This window comes from Streptomyces sp. SID10853 (genome assembly GCF_010548145.1).
Lineage (GTDB): Bacteria > Actinomycetota > Actinomycetes > Streptomycetales > Streptomycetaceae > Streptomyces.
The window spans coordinates 1-22,505 of the sequence record NZ_JAAGLN010000106.1; the positions used below are offsets into that span (position 1 = coordinate 1).

A 22,505-nucleotide genomic window follows, 5' to 3' on the forward strand; every position below is an offset into this window, starting at 1 on the left:
ACGGGAGGCGGTCGCGGAAGCACGGGCGGGGGCGGGCAGCGCCACCACCGACGAACTCGCCGACCTGGTCGAGCAGTTGCAGCGCGACCACGCCGAGGCGCACCGTACGGCCGCCGGAATGCACGCCGCCCGTGAGGAGCGCGCCCGGGCCGAGCGCGAACACACCGAGCGCACCACGGCACAGCAGCAGGCCGAACGCCGCTCCGCCGCCCGCACCTCGCAGCGCGAGGCGCTGGAGCGGGAGCAGTCCGCGATCGAGGAAGAGCTGGTCCTGGCGCGCGGCGGCGCCGCGAGCGTCGCCGAACACGCCGCACTCCTCGAACACCGGATGAGCTTCCTGGACCGGGCGGCCGACGCCGTACGCGCGGTCGACACCACGGCCCAGCGGCTCAAGGAGACCGACGACCGGCTCGCCGACGCTGCGTTCAGGGCCGGGTTCGACACCCCGCAGGCGGCCGCCGCCGAACTGACGGACGACAGCGGACAGCGCCATCTGCAGCAGCGTCTCGACGCCTGGCAGGCCGAGGAAGCAGCCGTCGCCGAGCGCCTCGCCGAGCAGGACGCGGCCACCGCGGCCGCCCGTCCGCCGGCCGATCCCGACGGCGCCCGCGCGGAGTTCGACACCGCCGAGCGCGTCTTCCTCGACGCGTCGTCGGCACTGGACGCCGCGTCCGAGCGCCGCACCGCGCTCCAGCGGCTCTCCCAGCAGGCCGCGGACGAGCTGACCGGCCTCGGGCCGCTGCGCGCCGAGTACGACAGAGTGGCCCGTCTCGCCACGCTCACCGCCGGCACATCGGCCGACAACGAACGGAAGATGCGCCTGGAGTCGTACGTCCTTGCCGCCCGGCTGGAACAGGTCGCGGCGGCGGCCACCGCCCGGCTGCAGACGATGTCGGCCGGGCGCTACACCCTGGTCCACTCCGATGCCAGAGCGGGCGGCCGGGGCCGTTCCGGGCTCGGGCTGCATGTCCTGGACTCCTGGACGGGGCGTGAGCGCGACACCGCGACGCTGTCCGGCGGCGAGACCTTCTTCGCGTCGCTCGCCCTCGCCCTGGGCCTGGCCGATGTGGTCACCGACGAAGCGGGCGGCACCCGTCTCGACACCCTCTTCATCGACGAGGGCTTCGGCAGCCTGGACGACCAGACACTGGACGATGTGCTCGACGTCCTGGACTCCCTGCGCGAACGGGACCGCAGCGTCGGCATCGTCAGCCATGTCGGTGATCTTCGCCGGCGGATCCCCGCCCAGCTGGAGATCGTCAAGGAGCAGAGCGGCTCCGCGGTCCGCCACCACGCGGCGGGAGCCGCCCGCTGAGCCGGCCCGGCCACAGCGTCCGGCGGGAACCGCTCTGTTCCCGGTGGAGTCGCACGGCGGCCGCTCGACGGCCGCCGTGCCGTGCCGGATCCCGCGCCGGCACACCCGTCCCTACAGCTTCGAGATCTCGTCCACCAGATCGTCGAGACCCAGCGATCCCTGCGACAGGGCCGCCATGTGCCAGGACTTGGCGTCGAAGGAATCCCCGTGCGCCTTACGGGCGTTCTCCCGGCCCAGCAGCCAGGCGCGCTCGCCCAGCTTGTACCCGATGGCCTGGCCCGGCATCGACAGATAGCGGATGAGCTCGCTCTCCACGAAGTCGGCGGGGCGCCCGCTGTGGTTCCCGAAGAACTCCTGCGCCAGCTCCGGTGTCCAGCGCTCGCCCGGGTGGAACGGCGAATCGGCCGGGATCTCCAGCTCCAGATGCATGCCGATGTCCACGATCACCCGGCAGGCGCGCATCATCTGCGCGTCCAGATAGCCGAGCCTGCGCTCGGCGTCCGGCAGGAAGCCCAGCTCGTCCATCAGGCGCTCGGCGTAGAGCGCCCAGCCCTCGGCGTTGGCGCTGACCATGCCGACGCTCGCCTGGTAGCGGGAGAGCTGGTCCGAGACATGCACCCACTGCGCCAGCTGGAGATGGTGCCCAGGCACCCCCTCGTGGTACCAGGTGGAGACCAGGTCGTACACCGGGAAGCGGGTCTCGCCCATGGTCGGCAGCCACGTACACCCGGGGCGGGAGAAGTCCTCGGACGGAGGTGTGTAGTACGGGGCCGCGGCGCCGCCGGGCGGGGCGATCCTGGACTCGACCTTCCGTACCCGCTCGGCGAGTTCGAAGTGGGTGCCGTCGAGCGCGTCCATCGCCTCGGTCATCAGCCCCTGGAGCCACTTCTGGACCTCGTCCACGCCCTCGATGTGCGTGCCGTGCTCGTCCAGGTGCGCCAGCGCCTCCCAGGGACCCGCGCCCGGCAGGATCTTCCCGGCCTCGGTCTTCATCTCGGCCAGCAGCCGGTGGTATTCGGACCAGCCGTACGCGTACGCCTCGTCCAGATCCAGGTCGGTGCCGTTGAAGTAGCGCGACCAGCGGGCGTACCGCTCGCGGCCCACCGTGTCCGGTGCGTCCTCGACCGCGGGGGCGTAGACATCGCGCATCCAGTCCCGCAGCGAGGCCACCGCCGCCGTGGCCGAACGGGCCGCCGAGTCCAGCTCCTCGCGCAGCGAATCCGGGCCCGTGGCGGCGAACTCGTCGAACCAGCCGGTGCCTTCCGTACCGGAGCCCGCCCACTCGGCGAGCTGGCCGATGAAGGTCTCGGTGGGGCGGGGGCCGCCGAGCAGTCCCCGTTCGAGGCCGAGAGCCAGGGACGTGCGGTACCCGTCGAGCGCCGCGGGGACACCGCTGAGGCGCTCGGCCACCGCGGCCCAGTCCTCGTCGGTCTCCGCCGGCGTTACTGTGAAGACCTCACGCACGGCGTGGGCCGGCGAGTGGATGTTGCTGACGGCCCGCAGCGGCTCGTCGGCCTCATGGACGGCCAGTTCGGCGTTGAGACGCTCGCGCAGCAGCCTGCCGCACCGCCGCTCGACGTCGCTGTCCCCGCCCGGACGGCGCTCCGCGGCGTCGAGTTCGGCCAGGGTGGCCCGCGCGAGCGCGGCGAGGGCGGCCTGTCCTGCGGGGGAGAAGTCGGGCAGGCCACGGGAGCTCTCGCGCACTCCGAGATAGGTGCCGGTGATCGGGTCGAGTGCGATCAGGGAGTCGACGTACGCGTCGGCGACCTGACGGGGCAGGGGGCTGTTGAGAGTCTGTGACATGCGGACATCTTCGTACGGCGGGCAGTTCCGCGCCATCTCCCCGGCGCGCCCTCCCCGGGCTGCTCACCCAGGGGGCAGCAGCGGGCCGCAGTCCCACTGCTGGAAGATCAGCCGGGTCTCCACCCGGGCCACTTCGCGGTGGGCGGTGAACTCGTCGAGGACCAGCCGCTGCAGGTCGGCGGTGTCCGCCACCGCCACATGCACCAGATAGTCGTCGGGCCCCGCCAGATGGAAGAGCGCCCGCGACTCGGGCAGCCCCCGGATCCGCTCCACGAACGGGCCGACCAGCTCCCGGCGGTGCGGACGTACCTGCACCGAGAGCAGCGCTTCGAGTCCGCGCCCCAGCTTCGCCGGGTCGAGCCGCAGCTGATGGCCCAGCACCACTCCGGAGCGGCGCAGCCGGGCCACCCGGTCGAGACAGGTCGACGCGGCGACCCCGACCTCCGCTGCCAGCTCCCGGTAGGTGGTCCGGGCATCGTTCTGCAGGAGGCGGAGCAGATGCAGATCCACCGGGTCGAGTACGACGGATTCGGCCATCGGCCGAACGTAACACGGGCCAGGTCCCGAACTGCCCGGCGGCTGTTCAGAGTTCCGGCATGGAATCCGATGCCTCGACCACATCCAGGGCCCTGGCCACCGAAGCGGTGCACGCCGGACGCGAAGACCTCGCCGGTCTCGGCCTGCACGCCGCCCCGATCGATCTGTCGACCACGTACCCCTCGTACGACAGCAGGCAGGAGGCGGCCAGGATCGACGAGTTCGCCGCCACCGGCGCCCGCCCGCAGGGGCCGCCGGTCTACGCCAGGCTCGACAACCCGACCACCGCACGCTTCGAGACGGCGCTCGCCCGCCTTGAGGGGGCCGAGAGCGCGGTGGCCTTCGCCAGCGGTATGGCCGCGCTCAGCGCTGTGCTGCTCGCGCGGGCGAGCCAGGGGCTGCGGCATGTCGTCGCGGTCCGCCCGCTGTACGGGTGCAGCGACCATCTGCTCACCGCTGGGCTGCTCGGCACCGAGGTGACCTGGACGGACCCGGCGGGTGTCGGCGACGTGATCCGGCCGGACACCGGTCTGGTGATGGTCGAGACCCCGGCCAACCCGACCCTCGCCGAGACCGACATCCGGGCACTGGCGCACTCCTGCGGTGCGGTGCCGCTGCTCGTCGACAGCACCTTTGCCACGCCGGTCCTGCAGCGGCCGCTGGAGCACGGGGCGCGGGTCGTGCTGCACAGCGCCACGAAGTATCTGGGCGGGCACGGCGATGTGCTGGCCGGTGTGGTGGCCTGCGACGAGGAGTTCGCGCGGGGGCTGCGGCAGCTGCGGTTCGCGACGGGCGGTGTGCTGCACCCGCTGTCGGGCTATCTGCTGCTGCGTGGTCTGTCGACCCTGCCCGTCAGGATGCGGGCCGCGGCGGCGACGGCCGCCGAGCTGGCCCGCCGGCTCGCCGCCGACCCCAGGGTCGCGGTGGTGCACTATCCGAAGCTGGGCGGCGCCATGGTGGCCTTCGAGGTGCACGGCGATCCGCACCGGGTGATCGCCGGCGTACGGCTGATCACCCCCGCCGTGAGCCTCGGCAGCGTCGACACCCTCATCCAGCACCCCGCCTCCATCAGCCACCGCATTGTGGCCGAGGGAGACCGGCGGTCAGCCGGCGTGAGCGAGCGGCTGCTGCGGATGTCGGTGGGGCTCGAGGACGTGGACGATCTCTGGGACGACCTGGACGGGGCGCTCGGTGGCCGCCCTGCTCGCCCGGCCCGTACGGCGGTTCATGAGGAGGGCTCTACGGCAGATCGTGCGCGGGACCGGAGCATGCGGGACTCGTCGCCAGCCGCGCGGTGATGACCAGGGTGCCTTCCTCGATCTGGTAGTCGAGGGGCAGACCGAGGCCGCGCATCGCCGCCACCATCCCGGTGTTGGACGCCTGCGTCACCGCGTACACGCTCTCGCACCCGGCCTCCTCCGCAAGCCCGACCAGCCGCCCGAGCAGCTCGGAGCCGATGCCGCGGCGCTGCCAGGCATCCTCGACGAGCAGCGCGACCTCGGTCTCGTCACCGTCCCACAGGAGGTGGCCGAGGCCGACGATGCGCCCCGAAGCGGTCTGCACGGCGAGGGTGCGGCCGAAGCGAGGGCTCAGCAGATGGCCGAGGTAGCGGTCGGCGTCGCCGACGGGGCCGTGGTAGCGCAGGCCCAGGGTCCGGTCGGTGCACCGGTCGTGCATCGCCCTGGCGGCCTGCGCGTCGTCGGGCCCCGCCCGGCGCACGGTGATCTCGTTGCCCTCGGGGAGCGTGAAGACGTCCTGCCGGTGCGGCATCCGGGGGCCGAGGCGGGCGTCGAGCTCGATGAGCGCACGGGCGCGGGCGAACTCCGTCGGGGTGAACGGCAGATGGGGCCGCTCGACGGTGATCGTGCCGCCCGACGGGTCGCGCAGCCGCATCAGCCGCTCCTCCAGCACGCCCTCGGCCGGCGTGGACTCGTCGGTGGGCGCGCCGCTGACCGACACCGCGGGGAGCGAGTGGATGGTGCAGCGGCCGAGCAGCCGGCGCAGCGCCAGGGGGAGTTCGGCGGGGTCCAGGGCGGTGCGGGTGGCGAGGCCCAGGACGTGGGTCGGTGTGTCGACCAGGTCGTGGGTGTCGGCGCGCTCGATCCAGGTGTCGTGCCCGCCCGCCGCCGAGACCTCGTGGCCGAGCTGCCGTGACTGGAGGCCGGCGGGGGCGCGCAGCAGGAACTCGTCGACCGTGCCGTCGGCCAGCGGGTGGGTCTGGAGCGTCAGGATGTCGACCCGGTGACGGGCCAGCGCCGTGCACAGCACGGCCAGGCTGCCGGGCTCGTCCCGTACGGTCGTACGCATCCGCCACAGCACGGTCTCGGACCGCGCCAGCCCGTTCGTGTCGGTGCCGGTGCCGGTGCCGGTGCCGGTGTCGCTGGCGTCGTGGTCGCCGCTGGGCGCGTGCTTGCCGCCGGGGGAGGCGGGGAGGACGACGGACAGCGCGGCGGTGCCGCTCGCGCCGCCGGACGGCCGGGACCGCCCGGGCCGCCCGGATCGCCCGGACGGTGGCGCGTGACTGTGGCGCTGGGCCCACCAGAGGTGGAACGCGACCGTACCGGCGAGGGACACGGCGGCCGCGACCAGGAGAAAGGGCCCGTCGGGCCCGTGCGCCACGAGATTGGCTACGCCATCGGCGAGAGCCACGGCGGTGAACAGGGCGGCCAGCTCGATGAGCTCCCGGCGCCAGTGGTGCGGGCGACGGGCGCTCTTCGCGGGATTCACATCGGTCATGGCCTCACTGTGACCGAGCGGTGTTGCCTGATCACGAACACTCTGTGACTGATGGGTTAAGTGTGATTTTGGTTGATTGGGAACCTTTTCCCGCCGGAAAAGACGCGAAACGCCCGCTCCGGTGCCCCATGGTGATGCAGCTGCCATTGAACGTACCCCCTCACCCCAAGTGAACCGATAAGGGCCTCAATTGGTTCCTGCCAGCAGCCGGACACCGCGCTCGATTTCCGGCGGCGCCAGATGCGCGTATCCGAGCACCAGACGTACGACGCCGTCCTGAGGCCGGACGGTTCCGTAGTCGGACATCGGACGCACGGCGACACCGGCCCGGGCCGTCCGGTCCGGGAACGGGACTCGGGCCGGCTGTGGCCGGGCGACGGCGGGATCGCACGGACAGCGCCCTGGCAGCGGGGTGTGACCCTGGGGCAGCGGCTGGGGGACCCCGGTCAGCGGCTGGTGTCGAGGATGACTCGTGCCACCAGGGCGGGGTCGTCGTTCATCGGGACATGGCCGCAGCCGGGCAGCCGTACCAGCCGGGCGCCGGGGATGGTCCGCTTGGCCCTGACTCCCTGACGGCGGAGGAGGATACGGTCCTTCGTGCCCCAGGCCACGGTGACGGGCACAGCGCTCACCTCGGAGGTGAACAGCACGTCCCGCCCGGCGGCGAGCGTTGCGTCGAAGCCGGTCGCGGTGCGCAGCGCCAGGGTCTCGGAGACGACGGCCTCCGGTGAACGGCGGCCCGGCCGGGCGTAGATGGTGCCGGTGAGGGCCGCTCGCCCGGCCGTCGAGCGGGACAGCCGCTCGACCACCGGGAGCGGCAGCAGCCGTGCGCCGTGCCGCATCGCGGCCAGTGTCGAGAACGCGTAGCGCCGCTCGGCCTGCGTCCAGAATCCGGCCGGTGAGAGCGCGGTGACCGACCGTGCCAGGCTCCTGCTGCCCAGCTCAAGGGCGAGCAGACCGCCGAGCGAGTTCCCCGCCACATGGGGCCGTTCGACACCCAGCGCCTCGCACATCGCGGCGAGTACGGGAACGACCGACCCGAGGTCGTACGGCACCCCTTCGGGCAGTGCGGGCGATGCGCCGAACCCGGGCAGGTCCACGCTGATCACCTCGCGTTCGGCGGCCAGGATGTGCACGACCGGGTCCCACGCCTGCCGGTGGTGGCCGATGCCGTGCAGCAGCAGGAGCGGAGCGCCCGATCCGGTGCGTTCGTACGCGACCGTGACCGGCTTCTGTCCCGTCGGGGTGGCGGTGGTGAAGGAGACCTGGGCGGTCATGCTGCTGCTCCCTGGGGTGGGGGTCCCTGAGGGCAGGAACCGGCACTTAGACGTTGCGTCAGTAACAATTACCCTTGAGTAGCTTGTACTTCAAGGGGATGGCGCGAAATGGCGGTCGCCCGGGGGCGGGGCCGACGCGCGGGGGATCCGGATTCCTCCGGCGATTCTTTCTGGACACGGAGGGGCCGGTCGGCTGGGATGGGCGCGTGGCCACCGACACCGCGACCGACCGCTTCGAAGAACACCGCTCTGTGCTGACCGGTGTGGCGTACCGCATGCTCGGCCGGGTGGCCGATGCCGAGGACGTCGTACAGGAGGCATGGCTCCGCTGGTCGGCGGCCGACCGCGGGGACGTACGTGAACCGCGCGCCTTCCTGGTGCGGATCACCACCCGGCTCGCCCTCGACCGGCTCCGGCATGTGCAGTCGCGGCGCGAGGCGTATGTGGGGCCGTGGCTCCCCGAACCGCTCGCCACGGACTTCGGCTCCGCCGTGCCGGACACGGCGGAGCGGGCGGTGCTCGCCGAGTCCGTGTCGTTCGCCGTCCTCGTGGTGCTGGAATCACTCTCGCCGCTGGAGCGTGCGGTGTTCGTGCTGCGGGAGGCCTTCGGCTTCCCGTACGCGGAGATCGCGGTGGTGCTCGATCGCGGCGAGGCGGCGGTGCGTCAGCTCGCCGGGCGGGCCAGGCGCCATGTGGAGGAGCGCAAGCCGAGGTACGACGTCGATCCGGCCGAACGCCGTGATCTCACCGAACGGTTCCTCGCGGCGGCCTCGGGCGGAAGTCTGGACGAGCTGCTGGCGCTGCTCACGCCCGGGGTGCGCCTGGTGGCGGACAGCGGTGGCAAGTCCCAGGCGCCGCTGCGCGTCATCGAGAGCGCGGACAAGGTGGGCCGCTTCCTGGCCGGAGTCGCCGAGCGGGGGGCCGTGGGTGCCGAGTTCCGGATCAGGGAGCTCAACGGGGCTCCGGCGATCGTGGTGCTCCTGGGCGGCGCGGTGGACTCCGTGGTGCAGGCGGAGGTCAAGAACGGGCGGATCGCCGAGATCTACATCGTGCGTAACCCTGACAAACTCCGGCTGATGTCAGCGGAGTAGAGCGCTCCTCTTCCTCCCTCCCCTCCCTCCCCTCCCTCCCCTCCCTCCCCTCCCTTCCTCCTGCCATGACCCATGCCCTGGGCTGTGGGTGCTCCGCGGGTCGGCCGGTCGATAACTTCTCATGAACGCTCTGCGTCATGAACCGGCTCCGCTCCGCTATCGCGTGAGGATTGGTCTTGACCAAGAACCGGTGCCGCCCTACTCTCGCAGAGTTAGTGCAGGAACCTTTAATAAACAAGGGCACGGAAAAGCCGCCGGGGACACGGCGATTGCGGAGGATCAGGGTGGGGACCACGCAGCTGGAATCGGTGCCGGAGCCGAAGTACTGGCACCTCAAGACCGTGCTCACTGAGGCGCTGGACTCGGAATTCGCGGTCGGGGAGATCCTCCCCAACGAGCGCGAACTGGCCGCCCGCTTCGGCGTCGCGCGTGCCACGCTGCGTCAGGCGCTGGAACAGCTGGAGCTGGAAGGCCGTCTGCAGCGCCGCCGGGGCGTGGGTACCACGGTCGCCCCGCCGCGGGTCGGTGTCGATGTGTCGACTTCTCAGCAGACCTGGCCCGGTGCGTCCGACGACGCCTGGCAGCCCGTCGAGTGCGGCAGCGCCGCGCCGCCGGCCGCAGTGGCCAGGCTGCTCGACGCGGACAGCGACGACGCCGTTCACACCGTACGCAGGATCCGGATGACGCACGGCCAGTCCGTCGCCACCGAGGTGGTGTACGTACCGGCGGCCTCCGTGCCCGAACTGTCCGCCATAGAGGCCCCGTCGGGCCCGGCGCGTGCGCGCGCCGTGCTGCGGGAACTGCAGCATCTGAACCTCGAGGGCCAGGACCGTGCGGTGGAGCTGGGCTCGGCCCGCGCGGACGACGCCAAGGAACTCGACCGGCTGCCCGGCGCTCCGGTGCTCGTCGTCACCACGCGGTACATCGCGGGTGGCAGGACGGTCGCGGTGTCGGTGGCCACTTACCGGGCGGACACGTGCCGGCTCACCTTCGGCGACTCGGGCGACCTGGAGATCAGCGACGAGCTGCCCGGCGGCAAGAAGGCTTCCTGACGCTACGGATGGCACCGGGCTACGGATGACACCGGGCGCACCGGGCTGGGGGGCCAAGGCCGGGTCGAATTCCTGCGCCACGTCCCGGGCCCAGATCCCCGGCGCAGTTCCTCGGCCGAGACAGGGCGAAGTCGCGGGCTCCAGGGCTGCGTTCAGCGGCGGGCCGTGACCGTGCCCTCCACGGCGAAGAGCTCCTCCTCGACATGGTCGAGCGCCAGCCGCAGCGCACCGGTCGCCACCGCCGCCTCGCCGAGCACGGACAGTGCGACCCGGGGCGGGCGCAGGCAGTAGCGGGCCAACTCGCCCCGCAGCGGCTCCAGTACACCGTCAAGCCCGGCCGCCCAGCCGCCGATCACGACCAGTTCCGGGTCGAGCGCCAGGACCAGGGCGGCCACATCGTGGACCAGCCGCTGGATGAACCGCTCGACGGCGGCCCTGGCCCGGGTGTCGCCTTGCTTCGCATGAGTGAAAACCTCGGCGACCGCGTGCTCGTCCAGCGGGTGGAGCGGCTCGTCGGTCGTGGAGAGCAGCTTCTCCGGTGTGACTCCCCGACCCAGCAGGTGCAGCGCGCCGATCTCGCCCGCGGCGCCCCCGAAACCGCGGTGCAGCCGACCGCCGATCAGCGACCCTGCCCCGGGGCTCAGCCCGGCGAGTACGAAGACGATGTCGTCGGAATCGGTCGCTGCGCCCTTCCAGTGCTCGGCCACGGCCGCCGCGTTGGCGTCGTTCTCGACCAGGACCGGGCAGCGGAACGACCGACGCAGCCGCTCGCCCAGCGGAAGCCCGGTCCAGTCGGGAAGCGCGGTTCCCAGCCGGACCGTCCCGTCGGCCTCCACGATCCCGGGGCTGCCGACCCCCACCGCGCGCAGGGTGCTGCGTGCGACTCCGGCACGGCGCAGCACATCGGCCACCGTGCTCCGGACCCGCTCCAGCCGCTCGTCCGCGGACGCGGTCTCCGGCACCTCGCGGGAACCGGCGCCGATGATCTCCCCGTCGAGACCGGAGACCAGGGCCGCGACCCGGTGCGGCCCGATCTCGATGCCGAGCAGATGCCCCGCCTCCGCACGGAAACGGAACCTTCGCGCCGGACGCCCCTGCCGCCGGGTCTCGCCCTCCGCCTCAGGAGAGTCCTCGACGACGAGCCCGGCCGTGATCAGACCGTCGATCACGCCCTCGACCGTCGGCCGCGACAGGCCGGTGATACGGGTGAGATCCGTCAGGGTCGGGAACACCTCGCCGCGCAGTGCGTGCAGCACCACGGAGGAGTTGATCCGTCGCAGCAACGAGGGATCCCCGCCGGTCAGCTGCCCCAACGTCGTCCTCCCAGCTCAGCTCGTGCGTGTGTGCCGGATGGTACCGGGTGACAGGTCGAGCGGCGAGTGCCTGCCCGGCCGGTGGCGGGTCAGGAGGGTATGCCCGGCGACCAACTGTCAGAGGCGGAGGGTTTACTGAGGGGATGACCACCGCTCAGTACGTAGCCGCCATCGACCGGTTGCGGGCCCGTGCGTTCCCCGCGCAGCGCGGATGGTCGGACACCGGGCTGTGCGGGCCTGGATTCCATCTCATGGCTCTGATCGCCGGGGGCGCCCCGAGCGGTGCGGGCGACCCCGTGACGGAGGCGGTGGAGGAAGCGGAGGACCAGGTCGCGGCTGAGCTGGGGGCGCTGGTGGCCGTGCTCGACGCACGGTGGGGGGAGACGCAGATATTCAGCCTCTGGAGCATGCTGACCCGGCGTATGGAGGGCGAGGAGATACCGGAGCCCTGGGACGAGTTGTGCACCACCGTGCCGGCCCTGCACCTCTGGCAGACGGAGGGCCGATGGATCGCCATCGGCGCTGTACGGGGAGGAGACGGTCTGGTCGCGGTGGTCACCGACGTGGACCCGCCGTAGCCTGCGGTGTTCAGCCCGGTGAGGGTGCCGGATCTGGACCGGTGCACGGCGCGGTCTCGGAAGCGGTTCGTGCGGTCCGCGGTCCCGACGCCCCCCGGTGGTGGTCTACGGAGTCCGGGGCCGTGGCGACGGGGGCCGCGTGGGTGTGTGCGGCCCGGGCGCGGTCTGTGCGGCTTCGCGGAGTCTGCCGTACTCCTCGGCCATCGTGGCCGCCGTCCAGTGGGCGTTGAGTCCGCTCGGGTTGGGCAGTGCCCAGATCCGGGTGGAGCCGATCGTCCGCGTCTGCGGTCCGATCCGGGCCTTGGGCTCACGGAACGCCGTGCGGTAGGCGGTGACTCCCACGACGGCGAGCCAACGCGGCTTCAGCGTCTCCACCTTGGCCGTCAGGATGCGCCCGCCCTCGCGGTACTCATCGGCGGTCAGCTCGTCGGCGCGGGCCGATGCCCGTGCCACCACATTGGTGATGCCGAGGCCGAGAGCCAGGAGACCGTCCTGCTCCGACGGGGCGAACCTTCGGGGTGTGAACCCCGACAGGTGAAGCACCGGCCAGAAGCGGTTGCCCGGCCGGGCGAAGTGATGGCCGGTCGCGGCCGTCATCAGGCCGGGGTTGATTCCGCAGAACAGCACGTTCAGGCCCTCCGCGACCACATCGGGGACGATGCGGTCGCGGGCAGCTTCCAGCTCTTCGGGCTTCATCGGTGGGCCGGCCGGCGGATCAGAGGATCGAGCCGGGGGCGTAGGCGGCTGCCTCCGGGTGCTGCTTGGAGAGCTCCTCGATCCGGGAGACCACCGCGGCCACCTGGCCGCCCGCGGCGCCGGTGAAGGACAGCTTGTCGGCCATCAGCGCATCCAGCTGCGCCCGGTCGAGCGGCATCCGGTCGTCGGCCGCGAGCTTGTCGAGCAGTTCGTTGCGCTCGGCGCCCTGTTCGCGCATGGCAAGCGCGGATGCGACCGCGTGCTCCTTGATGACCTCGTGCGCCACTTCCCGGCCGACGCCCGCCCGTACGGCACCCATCAGCACCTTGGTGGTGGCCAGGAACGGCAGATACCGGTCGAGTTCGCGGGCGACGACCGCCGGGAACGCGCCGAACTCGTCCAGCACGGTCAGGAACGTCTCCAGCAGCCCGTCGAAGGCGAAGAACGCGTCGGGCAGGGCGACACGGCGGACGACGGAGCACGACACATCGCCCTCGTTCCACTGGTCACCGGCCAGTTCGCCGGTCATCGAGGCGTAACCGCGCAGGATCACCATGAGGCCGTTCACACGCTCGCAGGAGCGGGTGTTCATCTTGTGCGGCATCGCGGACGAGCCGACCTGTCCCGGCTTGAAGCCCTCGGTGACCAGCTCGTGCCCGGCCATCAGCCGGATGGTCTTGGCCAGGGACGAGGGAGCGCCCGCCAGCTGGACCAGCGCGGTCACCACGTCGTAGTCGAGCGAGCGCGGGTACACCTGGCCGACCGAGGTGAAGGCGTGCGCGAAGCCGAGGTGCCCCGCGATGCGCTCCTCCAGCTCCGCCAGCTTCGACTCGTCCCCGCCCAGCAGGTCCAGCATGTCCTGAGCGGTGCCGACCGGGCCCTTGATGCCGCGCAGCGGGTAACGCCCCAGCAGGTCGTCGAGGCGTCCGTACGCCACGAGCAGCTCGTCGGCGGCCGTCGCGAAGCGCTTGCCGAGCGTGGTCGCCTGCGCCGCCACATTGTGCGAACGCCCGGCCATCACCAGCTCGGCGTGCTCGCCGGCCAGCCTGCCGAGGCGCGCGAGTACCGCGACGGTACGGTCGCGCATCAGCTCGAGGGAGAGCCGGATCTGGAGCTGCTCGACATTCTCGGTGAGGTCCCGGGACGTCATGCCCTTGTGGATCTGCTCGTGCCCGGCGAGGGCGTTGAACTCCTCGATCCGAGCCTTCACATCGTGGCGCGTGACCTTCTCGCGCTCGGCGATCGACGCCAGGTCGACCTGGTCGAGCACCCGCTCGTAGTCGGCCAGCGCGGTCTCCGGCACCTCGATCCCGAGGTCCTGCTGGGCCCGCAGCACAGCGAGCCAGAGCCGGCGCTCCAGCCTGACCTTCTGCTCGGGGGACCAGAGGACGGCGAGCTCCGTGGAGGCGTAGCGGCCGGCCAGGACGTTGGGGATGCGAGGCTTTGCAGTCACGTGAAGTGATTCTACTGGCGGTTTCTGCAGGTCGGTGCCCCGGTTCCGTTCGTAGGTTGCTACGGCGTTCGGAGTGGGAGACCGTGTTCGAATAGGTGTTCGGGTATTCTGCGTCGTATGGCTGTCCACCTGCAGAGTTCCCTCTTCGACCAGGGCGACGCGACCGGCCTCCGCCCGCTGACCGAGGTGCGCCGCAGCCACCTGGGGCAGGGGGCCTGGATCGACGTACTGCCGCAGTGGCTCACCGGGGCGGACGCGCTCTTTGACGTACTGGCGCGGGACGTCCCCTGGCATGCGGAGCAACGCGTCATGTACGAGCGGGTGGTGGAGGTGCCCAGGCTGCTGTCGTTCTTCGAAGCGGCGGACCCGCTGCCGCACCCCACGCTCGACGAGGCCCGTGACGCACTCGGGGCGCACTACGCGGAGGAGCTCGGAGAGCCCTTCACCACGGCCGGACTGTGCTTCTACCGTGACGGACGGGACGGCGTCGCCTGGCACGGGGACACGATCGGCCGCGGCAGCAGTCAGGACACGATGGTGGCGATCCTCTCGCTCGGTGCTCCCCGGAGCCTGACGCTGCGGCCGCGCGGCGGCGGTAGCACCGTCCGTACACCGCTCGGGCACGGGGACCTGATCGTGATGGGCGGCAGTTGCCAGCGCACCTGGGAGCACGCGATTCTCAAGACGGCGCGCGCTGTGGGGCCGCGCATCAGCGTGCAGTTCCGCCCGCACGGGGTGCGCTGAGCCGGGTACGCCGGCACAGCACCGCGCGCGGTACCCGTCCGCCCCGTCCGCCCCCGCCAGGCCGGAGCACCGGACGCGGCACCCGTCCGCCCCGGGACGGCGCGGTGGAAAACGGGTACGGATCCGAGCACCGCCGCCCAGCCTCTTCCACCGGCCCGGAGCCCCGCCATGCTGCTTCATGAACTCGCCGCCACCTCACGCGCCGTCGGTTCGCAATCCGCCAGGAACGCGAAGACCGCCCTGCTGGCGGAGTACCTGAGGAGCCTGGGGCCCGACGACCTTCCGGCGGCGGTGGCCCTGCTCTCCGGTGAGTCCCGGCGGATGCGGATCGGGGTGGGGCCCGCGGCTCTGCGCGACCTTCCGGAGCCCGCCGCTGAATCGTCGCTCGGTGTGCGGGAGACACAGGACATCCTCGCCGCGCTGGCCGCCGTGCACGGCCCCGGGTCCCGGGACGAGCGGAGCGCCCTGCTCCAAGGGCTGTTCTCCCGGGCCACCGCTTCGGAGCAGTCCTTTCTCGCCGCCGTACTCGTCGGCGAACTGCGGCAGGGCGCACTCGACTCCGTGGTCGCGGACGCGGTGGCGAAGGCCGCAGGGGTATCGGCGGCGGATGTCAGGCGGGCCCTGATGTTCCGCGGGTCCGCCCGCGCCGTGGCGGCCGCCGCGCTGTCCGGCGGGCAGGAGGCGCTGCGGGCGTTCGGCCTGGAACTGGGCAGGCCGGTGCGGCCCATGCTCGCGGCGGCTGAGCCCGATGTGGCGGCGGCCCTGGAACGGGTCGGGCCCGCGGCCGTCGAGTGGAAGCTGGACGGGATCCGGGTGCAGGTCCACCGGAACGGCGCCGACGTGTCCGTCTTCACGCGCAGCCTGGACGACATCACCTCACGGGTGCCCGAAGTGGTCGAGGCGGTGGCCGGACTGCCGGTCGGGTCCGCCGTCCTGGACGGGGAGGCCATCGCGGTGGGCCCGGACGGGCGCCCGCTGCCGTTCCAGGTGACGGCCGCCCGTACGGCGTCGCGTCAGGACCCGGACCGGCTGCGTACCGAAGTACCGCTGCGGGTGTACTTCTTCGACCTGCTGCACCGCGACGGCGCCGACCTCATCGATCTGCCCGCACGCACCCGCTGGGAGGCGCTCGACGCGGTGGTGCCGGTGGACCTGCGTGTCCCGCGTACGGTCACCGGTGAGGCGGCCGAGGCCGAGCGGTTCTTCGCCCACGCGGTCGCACAGGGACAGGAGGGCGTGGTGGTGAAGGATCCCGCGGCGCCGTACGCGGCCGGGCGCCGCGGGGCAGGGTGGATCAAGGTGAAGCCGCGGCACACGCTCGACCTGGTGGTGACCGCGGCCGAGTGGGGGCACGGCAGGCGGCAGGGAGTGCTCAGCAACCTCCATCTCGCCGCTCGTGGAGAGGCCGGGGATCCGGAGCCCTGGGTGATGCTGGGCAAGACCTTCAAGGGCCTCACCGATGAACTGCTCGCCTGGCAGACCCGTGAGCTGCTGGCACGCGAGGTGAGCCGGGACGGGTATGTCGTACGGGTACGGCCCGAGCTGGTGGTGGAGGTGGCGTTCGACGGGCTGCAGCGCAGCCCCCGCTATCCGGCGGGTCTGGCCCTGCGCTTCGCGCGCGTGCTGCGCTACCGCGAGGACAAGGGCCCCGGCGAGGCGGACACGGTGGCCGCGGTCCGCGCCCTCGCCCCGGACACGCTGTGACCCGGTGGCCGTCCGTCCGTACCCGTGCCGGCGGCTATCCGTTCGTACCCGTGCCGGTGGCCGTCCGTCCGTGCCCGTGCCGAACCGCGGATGCCCGCCGTCGCAGGCCGGGCGTCACGCCCGTCACGCCACGGGCAAGCGCCTACGGCGCATCCGGCATATCCGGCACATTCCGAGCTCCCGGCACATCCTGCGGGCGCGGCACGCCGGGCACATCCGGCGCTGCCTCCAGCCGTCGCCAGCCGGTCACCGGGCCCGGGGTGCCGTCGTCCGCGGGAGTGATCCAGAACGCCTTGCCGCTCCCGGCGCAGAACTGCGCGCCGCTGCGCCCGTCACCGGACGAGCGTCCCGTCAGCCGCCGCCCTATCCACGGCACCAGATGCTCGCGCGCGAACCGCAGGTCACTGGTGCGCCGCGCCGCCCAGTGGGCCGCCGTGGCCGGGGGCAGCGGCGCCCGCCAGTCGGACTCGGCCGCCAGTCCCAGCGTCTGCCACACCGCCTCGGCCACCCTGCGGTGCCCGTCGGCCGTCAGATGCAGCCGGTCCACGTCCCACAGTCGCTGGTCTCCCAGTACCGGAGCACCGTAGAGATCGACGACCAGCGCGCCGTGCCGCGCGGCCAGATCGTCGATGAAGGTGAACAGCTCCTCCATGCGCGGACGGAAGCGATCCATCACCGGTCCGTTCCGGCCCGGGCTGCGCATCAGGACCAGGTGCCCGCAGGCGGGCGCCAGCCGTCCCGCGGCCTCCTCCAGCCGGCCGCGCACCATCCCCATGTCGCACTTGGGGCGCAGTGTGTCGTTGAGCCCGCCGACCAGCGTCACCACATCGGGCCTGAGCTCCGCCGCGGCTCGGGCCTGTTCGTCGGCGATCTGGCCGATCAGCTTTCCGCGTACGGCGAGATTCGCGTAACGGAAGCCGGGAGTCCGTGCCGCCAGGCGCGCGGCGAGCAGATCGGCCCAGCCGCGGTACGAGCCGTCGGGGAGGGCGTCCGACATTCCCTCGGTGAAGGAGTCGCCGACCGCGACCAGACTGGTGTAGGAGGCATTCAATTTCATCGCCGGGCGATTCTACCGTGGTGAGCCACCTCTTCCCCTGGGCGAGCACGGCCTCCGGTCAGTCGCCGGTCCCGGCCGTCGGGCGCCCGACCAGCTCCCGCAGCAGGTCCTCCATCGTCACCAGGCCGGCGAGGGTGCCGTCGTCGCCCATCACCGCCGCCAGATGCGTACGGCTGCGGCGCATCGCCGTCAGTACGTCGTCCAGCGGGCCGGCGGCACGGACCCGGGCGATGGCCCGCATCGCGGAGACCGTGAACGGCAGATCGCGGGGCATCGCGTCCAGCGCGTCCTTGACGTGGAGGTACCCGAGAATCCGCCGGTTGTCGTCCACCACGGGGAAACGCGAGAAGCCGGATTCGACCGACAGCTGTTCCAGCTGTTCCGGAGTCGTTCCCAGGCGTGCGTACACCACCTGCTCCAGCGGCACCACCACATCGCGTACGGGCCTGCGGCCCAGCTCCAGGGCGTCGTGCAGCCGCTCGCTCGCCCGGTCGTCCAGCAGTCCGGCCGCCGAGGCGTCGGTCACCAGACGGGCCAGCTCGTCGTCCGTGAAGGTCGCCGCGACCTCGCTCTTCGCCTCGACCCGCAGCAGTTTCAGCAGCGCGTTGGCGAAGGAGTTGATCGCGAAGATCACCGGGCGAAGCGCACGCGCCAGCGTGACCAGCGGGGGCCCGAGCAGCAGCGCCGTCCGTACCGGACCGGCCAGGGCGATGTTCTTCGGCACCATCTCGCCGAAGAGCATGTGGAGATAGGTCGCCACGATGAGGCTGATGACGAAGGAGACCGGGTGGATCAGCCCGCCGGGCATCCCGACGGTGTGGAAGACCGGCTCCAGGAGATGGGCGATGGCCGGTTCGGCGACCACACCGAGCACCAGCGTGCAGAGCGTGATCCCGAGCTGCGCCGCGGCCATCAGGGCCGCCAGATGCTCCAGCCCCCACAGCACGCTCCGCGCCCGCCGGTCGCCCTCCTCCGCCGCCGGTTCGATCTGGCTGCGCCGTACGGAGATGAGGGCGAACTCACCGCCGACGAAGAAGGCGTTGACGACCAGCGTCAGCAGCCCGATGAACAGCTGGATCACAGTCATCGCAGGTCCCCGTCCCCTTCGTCGGTCCCGGCGTCCCCGGCGTCCCCGGCGTCCGCGGCGGACTCGTCGGTTCTGCCCGTCCCACCGGGCTTGCCGCCCTTGCCGCCCTTGCCGCCTTTTTCGTTCCTGTCGTTCCTGTCGTCCTTGCCGTCCGGGTCGTCGTCGCCGGCGGCCGCCTCAGGGGCGTGCAGCAGCAGCCGGGCGGCGCGCCGCCCGCTCGCGTCCACCACATCGATCCGCCAGCCCCCCACATCGAAACTGTCGCCCTCGGCCGGGATGCGCCCCAGCTCGGTGGCGACGAAACCCGCCAGAGTCTCGTACGGGCCTTCGGCCACCCGCAGGCCGATCGCCTCCAGCTGATCGGTTCTCGCTGCCCCGTCGACCGAGTAGACCGGCCGGCCGTCGGCGTCCTCGCCCGCACCGGCCAGGTCGGGCGTCTCGTGCGGGTCGTGCTCGTCGCGTACCTCGCCGACCACCTCCTCGACGATGTCCTCCAGCGTGACGACACCGGCCGTGCCGCCGTACTCGTCGATCACCACGGACATCGTGCGCTTGCCGTACATCCGGTCGAGCAGCCGGTCCACGGTCAGCGTCTCCGGTACGAGCAGGGGCTCGCGCAGCAGCTCGGACACCGGGAAGCGCGGCCTGCGCTCCGCCGGGAGCGCCAGTACGTCCTTGATGTCGGCGACCCCCACGACCTGGTCGAGGCTGCCCCGGTAGACCGGGAAGCGCGACAGACCGGTGGCGCGGGTGGCGTTCGCGACGTCCTCGGCGCTGGCCTGCACATCGAGTGCCACCACCTGGACCCTGGGTGTCATCACGTTCTCGGCGGTGAGATCCGCCAGATTGAGCGTACGGACGAAGCGCTCCGCGGTGTCCTCCTCCAGCGCGCCCGCCTTGGCCGAGTGCCGGGCCAGTGCGACCAGCTCCTGCGGTGAACGGGCCGAGGCCAGTTCCTCCGTCGGCTCCATGCCGAGCCGGCGCAGCAGCCGGTTGGCGGTGTTGTTGAGATGGCTGATCAGCGGGCGGAAAACCGCGCTGAAACAGCGCTGCGGGGTGGCCACCATCTTGGCGACGGTCAGAGGGGAGGAGATCGCCCAGTTCTTCGGGACCAGCTCACCGACCACCATCAGGAAGACGGTGGACACGGCCGTGCCGATCACCAGGCCCGCCGACGAAGCCGCGCCGGACGGCAGACCCATCGATTCGATGGGACCGCGCAGCAGCTTCCCGATCGAGGGCTCGGCGAGCATCCCGATGACCAGGTTGGTGACGGTGATGCCGAGCTGGGCGCCGGACAGCTGGAAGGTGAGGCCGCGCACCGCGCGCAGCGCGCTCGCCGCGCCGCGCTCGCCGCGCTCGGCGGCCTCTTCGAGTTCGCTGCGCTCGACGGTCGTGAGCGAGAACTCAGCCGCGACGAAGGCCGAGCAGGCCAGCGAGAGCAGCAGCGCCACGATGAGCAGAAGGACTTCGGTCATCGGTTCACCTCCGTCCCATGATCAGCCAGGGAGCGGGGGACTGCGCGATGTCGGCTACTGGGAGGCTCGCCCATGGGCGGACGCTCACACCTTTCGGTCGGTGTCGGTGTCGGTGTCGGTGTCGTCGGTGGTACGGCTCGGTCGGCGGCAGCGCCGGCAGTCCATCGTAAAGGAAAGGCAAAGCGCCGACCGTGGCTGCGGCGGCTACAGCGGCTTGACCCACCGTCGCCAGTGGTCCTCGCGATGGTAGCCAGCCGACGCCCAGGTCCGGTGGGCCCGTTCGTTGTCCTCCAGGACCATGGCGTCGCCCCGCCGCCCGCCGAGGGCCGCGAAACGCTGTTCCGCGGCTTCCAGCAGGGCGGCGGCGATGCCCTGCCGGCGGAGATCCGGGTGCACGGCCAGGCGGTAGAGGGAGCACCGCCATCCGTCGAAGCCGGCTATCACGGTCCCGGCCAGCAGGCCGCCGCGCTCCGCGACGAGCAGAGCCCCGGGGTCCCGGGTGACGAGGCGGGCCACGCCGTCGTGGTCGTCGCTGACGCTGGTTCCCTCCGCCGCGATGCGCCAGAAGCGCAGTACGGCGTCGATGTCCGGCAGGGCGGCGCAGCGGATGACGAGGTCGCTCATGGGACGAGCCAACCAGATGGGGCCGCCGTCCGTGCGGCCTGCCCCCTGGCCGCCTCTTGCCGGTGCTAGCGCCTGCGCGCTAGCGTGGTGACGTGGCCAAGACTCAGCTGAACGTACGCGTGGACGAAGCGACCGCCGAAGCGGCACGCCAGCGCGCTCTCCAACGGGGAGTGAGCGTGAACCGCTATATCGAGGAGCTGGTCAATCAGGACGCCGGCGAGGTGGGGCACACCTTCGTCGAAGCGGCCGCCGACTTCATGAAGCAGTACGCGTCGGTGTTCGCGGACGAGTCCGCCGCGGAAGGCAAGCGTCGCAAAGGCAGCCGTTGAACCTCAAGATCGATCTGGCCTGGCTGCTGATGGTCGCCGAGCACCGGACCCCCGGCGACCCGCCCGTCATCGACTGGGGCGCGCTGGTGGCCGCCGTCAGCCGGCACGACGCCGAGGTCTTCGGCATCCCCGTCTACAGCGACCCGTACGCCCGCGCCGCCGCCCTGCTGCAACTGCTGCTCCACGTACCGGCGTTGGAGCACTCCAACGCGATGTTCGCCTCGGCCGTCGCCTACGGCTATCTCGTCGCCTGCGGGCTGAAGGTCGTCACCTCGCCCGAGCAGGTCAGGGATCTGGCACGGCTGGTCAAGCAGGACAAGGCGGATGTCCGCACGATCGCCGACGAACTGCGCCAGTGGAGCCTGTGAGCCCCGGCCGCGCCTGAGCCGACCACCTGGGCCGACCACCTGCCCGACCCCTGCCCGACCACTTGAGCCTGCTGCCTGGGCCTGCCGCCTGTGTCGGCCAGCATCTCGCCCGGGGCCGCGGCCCGGCCCCACCTCACGCAGCGGCCGATGGCCCCGGCCGCCGTGCCCGGCCCAGAACACAGGGTGACGAAGGCAGCCGCAGCCCACGCTCCGGTACGGTCAGCCGCCGGTAGGTGCCGAGTTCGAAACCCGCAGCCCGGATCGCGGCCAGGGTGTCCCGCGCGGTGTGGCAGCCGCCGAAGAGCAGCGGCCAGACGGTACGGTCCAGGGCCCGCTGGGCCGTGGCCCGCACAGGTCCAGGGGCGAGACCGTGCTCGAAGAACCGCAGTTCACCGCCGGGCCGCAGCACGCGCCTGATCTCGGCGAGCGCCTGCGGCAGATCGCGTACGGTGCACAGCACCAGGGACGCCACGGCCGCGTCGAAGGTCTCGTCCGGTACGGGAAGCGCCTCCGCGGTCCCCGGCAGCACGTCCACCGGGACAGTGGCGTCCATCGCGGACCGGACCGCCAACTGCCTGAGCGTGCGCTCCGGTTCGACGGCCACCACATCGGCGACCGCTGCCGGGTAGTGGGCGAAGTTCAGCCCGTTGCCCGCGCCGACCTCGATCACCCGGCCGGACAGACCGGCGAGCAGTTCTGCACGGTGGGCCGCCACCCCCGCGTGGCGGTCGGCGTTGACGCTGAACCGGGCGTAGAAGCGGGCAAAGAGCGGGTGGTGCACGCTGTCGCGTGGGATCTTGCTGCTGCGCAGCGGCATCGCTGGTCTCCTCCGGCGGACGGGAAGGCGGGGGACACGGCGATTGTCCCTGTCCCCTCGCCCGCCCCGCTCATGCCCCCGATGGCCCGCCGTACTCCGGGGAAGGCGGAGGATTCCCCGGGAGCCGCGGCACGTCCGGCGCGGCCGCACGGGTCCCGCCGATGTGCGGCGCGAGCCAGCCGGGCGCCAGGTCACGGAAGACGGCGGGTGCCAGCCTCCCCGCGCCCTCCGGTACGACGCCCGCCAGCGGAGCCCCCGCGGCCTCCGGCAGATCCACCAGATTGCACCGGGCATCGAGACCTGGCTCCGCCGGCCAGCTGCCGATCACGACCCCCGCGCACTCCAGCCGCCGGGCGCGCAGCGCCTCCGCGGTCAGCGCCGTTGCGTTGAGCGTGCCGAGCGTGGCCGGGGTGACCACCAGGACCGGCGCCCCCAGCAGCTGAGCT

General features: G+C 72.0%; 22 protein-coding genes and 1 pseudogene. 9 read left to right on the forward strand and 14 right to left on the reverse strand.

Features of this window, described 5'->3' with window-relative positions:
* Positions 1-1,315, forward strand: a 1,315-nt coding sequence (locus G3I19_RS20225; protein WP_275402759.1) for an SbcC/MukB-like Walker B domain-containing protein, incomplete at its 5' end; no start/stop codon positions are given.
* A 111-nt stretch (positions 1,316-1,426) separates the two neighbouring features.
* Here the strand turns inward: G3I19_RS20225 and G3I19_RS20230 are convergent.
* Entirely contained in the window at positions 1,427-3,118 is a 1,692-nt protein-coding gene (locus tag G3I19_RS20230) for a DUF885 domain-containing protein (protein ID WP_164265069.1), read from the reverse strand.
* 63 nt (positions 3,119-3,181) lie between these two features.
* The gene (locus G3I19_RS20235; RefSeq protein ID WP_164265070.1) at positions 3,182-3,655 is read right to left on the reverse strand and encodes an Lrp/AsnC family transcriptional regulator; all 474 of its coding nucleotides are present in this window, start codon (positions 3,653-3,655) and stop codon (positions 3,182-3,184) included.
* A 59-nt stretch (positions 3,656-3,714) separates the two neighbouring features.
* On the opposite strand from G3I19_RS20235, the gene G3I19_RS20240 reads away from it, so the two are divergent.
* Positions 3,715-4,953, forward strand: coding sequence for a PLP-dependent transferase (locus tag G3I19_RS20240; protein ID WP_164265071.1), 1,239 nt, complete (start codon positions 3,715-3,717; stop codon positions 4,951-4,953).
* Here G3I19_RS20240 and G3I19_RS20245 read toward each other — a convergent pair.
* From G3I19_RS20245 to G3I19_RS20250, 3 genes and pseudogenes are all read right to left on the reverse strand, one after another.
* The gene (locus G3I19_RS20245) at positions 4,895-6,391 is read right to left on the reverse strand and encodes a GNAT family N-acetyltransferase (protein WP_164265072.1); all 1,497 of its coding nucleotides are present in this window, start codon (positions 6,389-6,391) and stop codon (positions 4,895-4,897) included. The genes G3I19_RS20240 and G3I19_RS20245 overlap by 59 nt on opposite strands.
* Positions 6,392-6,577: 186 nt before the next feature.
* A pseudogene (locus G3I19_RS36920) lies at positions 6,578-6,733 on the reverse strand (PLP-dependent aminotransferase family protein); the annotation flags it as partial.
* A 104-nt stretch (positions 6,734-6,837) separates the two neighbouring features.
* Entirely contained in the window at positions 6,838-7,668 is an 831-nt protein-coding gene (locus G3I19_RS20250) for an alpha/beta fold hydrolase (protein WP_164265073.1), read from the reverse strand.
* Between the two features lie 206 nt (positions 7,669-7,874).
* Here G3I19_RS20250 and G3I19_RS20255 point away from each other — a divergent pair, with 206 nt between their 5' ends.
* On the forward strand, positions 7,875-8,759 hold the full coding sequence (locus G3I19_RS20255; RefSeq protein WP_164265074.1) for an RNA polymerase sigma-70 factor: 885 nt from the start codon (positions 7,875-7,877) through the stop codon (positions 8,757-8,759).
* Between the two features lie 284 nt (positions 8,760-9,043).
* Positions 9,044-9,811, forward strand: a complete 768-nt coding sequence (locus tag G3I19_RS20260) for a GntR family transcriptional regulator (protein WP_164265075.1) — start codon at positions 9,044-9,046, stop codon at positions 9,809-9,811.
* Positions 9,812-9,963: 152 nt separating this feature from the next.
* Here the strand turns inward: G3I19_RS20260 and G3I19_RS20265 are convergent, their stop codons facing one another.
* Positions 9,964-11,124 (reverse strand): ROK family protein, encoded by a 1,161-nt coding sequence (locus G3I19_RS20265; protein ID WP_164265076.1) that lies wholly within the window; start codon positions 11,122-11,124, stop codon positions 9,964-9,966.
* Positions 11,125-11,267: 143 nt separating this feature from the next.
* Between G3I19_RS20265 and G3I19_RS20270 the strand changes: the two genes are divergently transcribed.
* A complete protein-coding gene (locus tag G3I19_RS20270; RefSeq protein ID WP_164265077.1) occupies positions 11,268-11,702 on the forward strand; it encodes a hypothetical protein in 435 nt (144 codons plus the stop codon).
* Positions 11,703-11,807: 105 nt separating this feature from the next.
* Here the strand turns inward: G3I19_RS20270 and mug are convergent, their stop codons facing one another.
* Together mug and purB are read right to left on the reverse strand one after the other, a co-directional pair.
* A complete protein-coding gene (mug, locus tag G3I19_RS20275) occupies positions 11,808-12,398 on the reverse strand; it encodes a G/U mismatch-specific DNA glycosylase (RefSeq protein ID WP_164265078.1) in 591 nt (196 codons plus the stop codon).
* A 19-nt stretch (positions 12,399-12,417) separates the two neighbouring features.
* Positions 12,418-13,851 (reverse strand): adenylosuccinate lyase, encoded by a 1,434-nt coding sequence (purB, locus tag G3I19_RS20280; RefSeq protein WP_164265079.1) that lies wholly within the window; start codon positions 13,849-13,851, stop codon positions 12,418-12,420.
* Between the two features lie 117 nt (positions 13,852-13,968).
* Here purB and G3I19_RS20285 point away from each other — a divergent pair, with 117 nt between their 5' ends.
* Both G3I19_RS20285 and G3I19_RS20290 read left to right on the forward strand, forming a co-directional pair.
* The gene (locus G3I19_RS20285; RefSeq protein ID WP_164265080.1) at positions 13,969-14,595 is read left to right on the forward strand and encodes an alpha-ketoglutarate-dependent dioxygenase AlkB; all 627 of its coding nucleotides are present in this window, start codon (positions 13,969-13,971) and stop codon (positions 14,593-14,595) included.
* Between the two features lie 168 nt (positions 14,596-14,763).
* Positions 14,764-16,299, forward strand: coding sequence for an ATP-dependent DNA ligase (locus G3I19_RS20290; protein WP_164265081.1), 1,536 nt, complete (start codon positions 14,764-14,766; stop codon positions 16,297-16,299).
* Between the two features lie 142 nt (positions 16,300-16,441).
* On the opposite strand, the gene G3I19_RS20295 is transcribed toward G3I19_RS20290, so the two are convergent.
* From G3I19_RS20295 to G3I19_RS20310, 4 genes are all read right to left on the reverse strand, one after another.
* Positions 16,442-17,356: an SGNH/GDSL hydrolase family protein gene (locus tag G3I19_RS20295; RefSeq protein WP_164265082.1), complete on the reverse strand. Its 915-nt coding sequence runs from the start codon at positions 17,354-17,356 to the stop codon at positions 16,442-16,444.
* Positions 17,357-17,414: 58 nt separating this feature from the next.
* A complete protein-coding gene (locus G3I19_RS20300) occupies positions 17,415-18,443 on the reverse strand; it encodes a hemolysin family protein (RefSeq protein WP_164265083.1) in 1,029 nt (342 codons plus the stop codon).
* Positions 18,440-19,921, reverse strand: a complete 1,482-nt coding sequence (locus G3I19_RS20305; protein ID WP_164265084.1) for a hemolysin family protein — start codon at positions 19,919-19,921, stop codon at positions 18,440-18,442. Before G3I19_RS20305 ends, G3I19_RS20300 begins: the two co-directional genes overlap by 4 nt.
* A 204-nt stretch (positions 19,922-20,125) precedes the next feature.
* Positions 20,126-20,545: a GNAT family N-acetyltransferase gene (locus G3I19_RS20310; RefSeq protein ID WP_164265085.1), complete on the reverse strand. Its 420-nt coding sequence runs from the start codon at positions 20,543-20,545 to the stop codon at positions 20,126-20,128.
* A 92-nt stretch (positions 20,546-20,637) separates the two neighbouring features.
* Here G3I19_RS20310 and G3I19_RS20315 point away from each other — a divergent pair, with 92 nt between their 5' ends.
* Both G3I19_RS20315 and G3I19_RS20320 read left to right on the forward strand, forming a co-directional pair.
* On the forward strand, positions 20,638-20,874 hold the full coding sequence (locus G3I19_RS20315; RefSeq protein ID WP_164265086.1) for an antitoxin: 237 nt from the start codon (positions 20,638-20,640) through the stop codon (positions 20,872-20,874).
* Complete coding sequence (locus G3I19_RS20320; protein WP_164265087.1) at positions 20,871-21,242, forward strand: fic family toxin-antitoxin system, toxin component; 372 nt, start codon at positions 20,871-20,873, stop codon at positions 21,240-21,242. The genes G3I19_RS20315 and G3I19_RS20320 overlap by 4 nt, the downstream gene beginning before the upstream one ends.
* A 133-nt stretch (positions 21,243-21,375) precedes the next feature.
* Here G3I19_RS20320 and G3I19_RS20325 read toward each other — a convergent pair whose 3' ends face one another.
* Together G3I19_RS20325 and G3I19_RS20330 are read right to left on the reverse strand one after the other, a co-directional pair.
* Positions 21,376-22,059 carry a class I SAM-dependent methyltransferase gene (locus G3I19_RS20325; protein ID WP_164265088.1) on the reverse strand — a complete coding sequence of 228 codons (684 nt, stop codon included), beginning with the start codon at positions 22,057-22,059 and terminating at the stop codon, positions 21,376-21,378.
* A gap of 70 nt (positions 22,060-22,129) precedes the next feature.
* On the reverse strand, positions 22,130-22,505 hold a 376-nt coding region (locus G3I19_RS20330), incomplete at its 5' end, for an AAA family ATPase (RefSeq protein WP_164265089.1).

Excerpts from the sequence above, each read along its gene's own strand:
- G3I19_RS20295 (WP_164265082.1), bottom strand. The coding sequence starts at position 17,356 with ATGAAATTGAATGCCTCCTACACCAGTCTGGTCGCGGTCGGCGACTCC.
- G3I19_RS20305 (WP_164265084.1), bottom strand. The coding sequence starts at position 19,921 with ATGACCGAAGTCCTTCTGCTCATCGTGGCGCTGCTGCTCTCGCTGGCC.
- G3I19_RS20245 (WP_164265072.1), bottom strand. The coding sequence starts at position 6,391 with ATGACCGATGTGAATCCCGCGAAGAGCGCCCGTCGCCCGCACCACTGG.
- mug (WP_164265078.1), bottom strand. The coding sequence starts at position 12,398 with ATGAAGCCCGAAGAGCTGGAAGCTGCCCGCGACCGCATCGTCCCCGAT.
- G3I19_RS20240 (WP_164265071.1), top strand. The coding sequence starts at position 3,715 with ATGGAATCCGATGCCTCGACCACATCCAGGGCCCTGGCCACCGAAGCG.
- G3I19_RS20235 (WP_164265070.1), bottom strand. The coding sequence starts at position 3,655 with ATGGCCGAATCCGTCGTACTCGACCCGGTGGATCTGCATCTGCTCCGC.
- G3I19_RS20290 (WP_164265081.1), top strand. The coding sequence starts at position 14,764 with ATGCTGCTTCATGAACTCGCCGCCACCTCACGCGCCGTCGGTTCGCAA.
- G3I19_RS20250 (WP_164265073.1), bottom strand. The coding sequence starts at position 7,668 with ATGACCGCCCAGGTCTCCTTCACCACCGCCACCCCGACGGGACAGAAG.
- G3I19_RS20285 (WP_164265080.1), top strand. The coding sequence starts at position 13,969 with ATGGCTGTCCACCTGCAGAGTTCCCTCTTCGACCAGGGCGACGCGACC.
- G3I19_RS20325 (WP_164265088.1), bottom strand. The coding sequence starts at position 22,059 with ATGCCGCTGCGCAGCAGCAAGATCCCACGCGACAGCGTGCACCACCCG.
- G3I19_RS20310 (WP_164265085.1), bottom strand. The coding sequence starts at position 20,545 with ATGAGCGACCTCGTCATCCGCTGCGCCGCCCTGCCGGACATCGACGCC.
- G3I19_RS20270 (WP_164265077.1), top strand. The coding sequence starts at position 11,268 with ATGACCACCGCTCAGTACGTAGCCGCCATCGACCGGTTGCGGGCCCGT.
- G3I19_RS20300 (WP_164265083.1), bottom strand. The coding sequence starts at position 18,443 with ATGACTGTGATCCAGCTGTTCATCGGGCTGCTGACGCTGGTCGTCAAC.
- G3I19_RS20230 (WP_164265069.1), bottom strand. The coding sequence starts at position 3,118 with ATGTCACAGACTCTCAACAGCCCCCTGCCCCGTCAGGTCGCCGACGCG.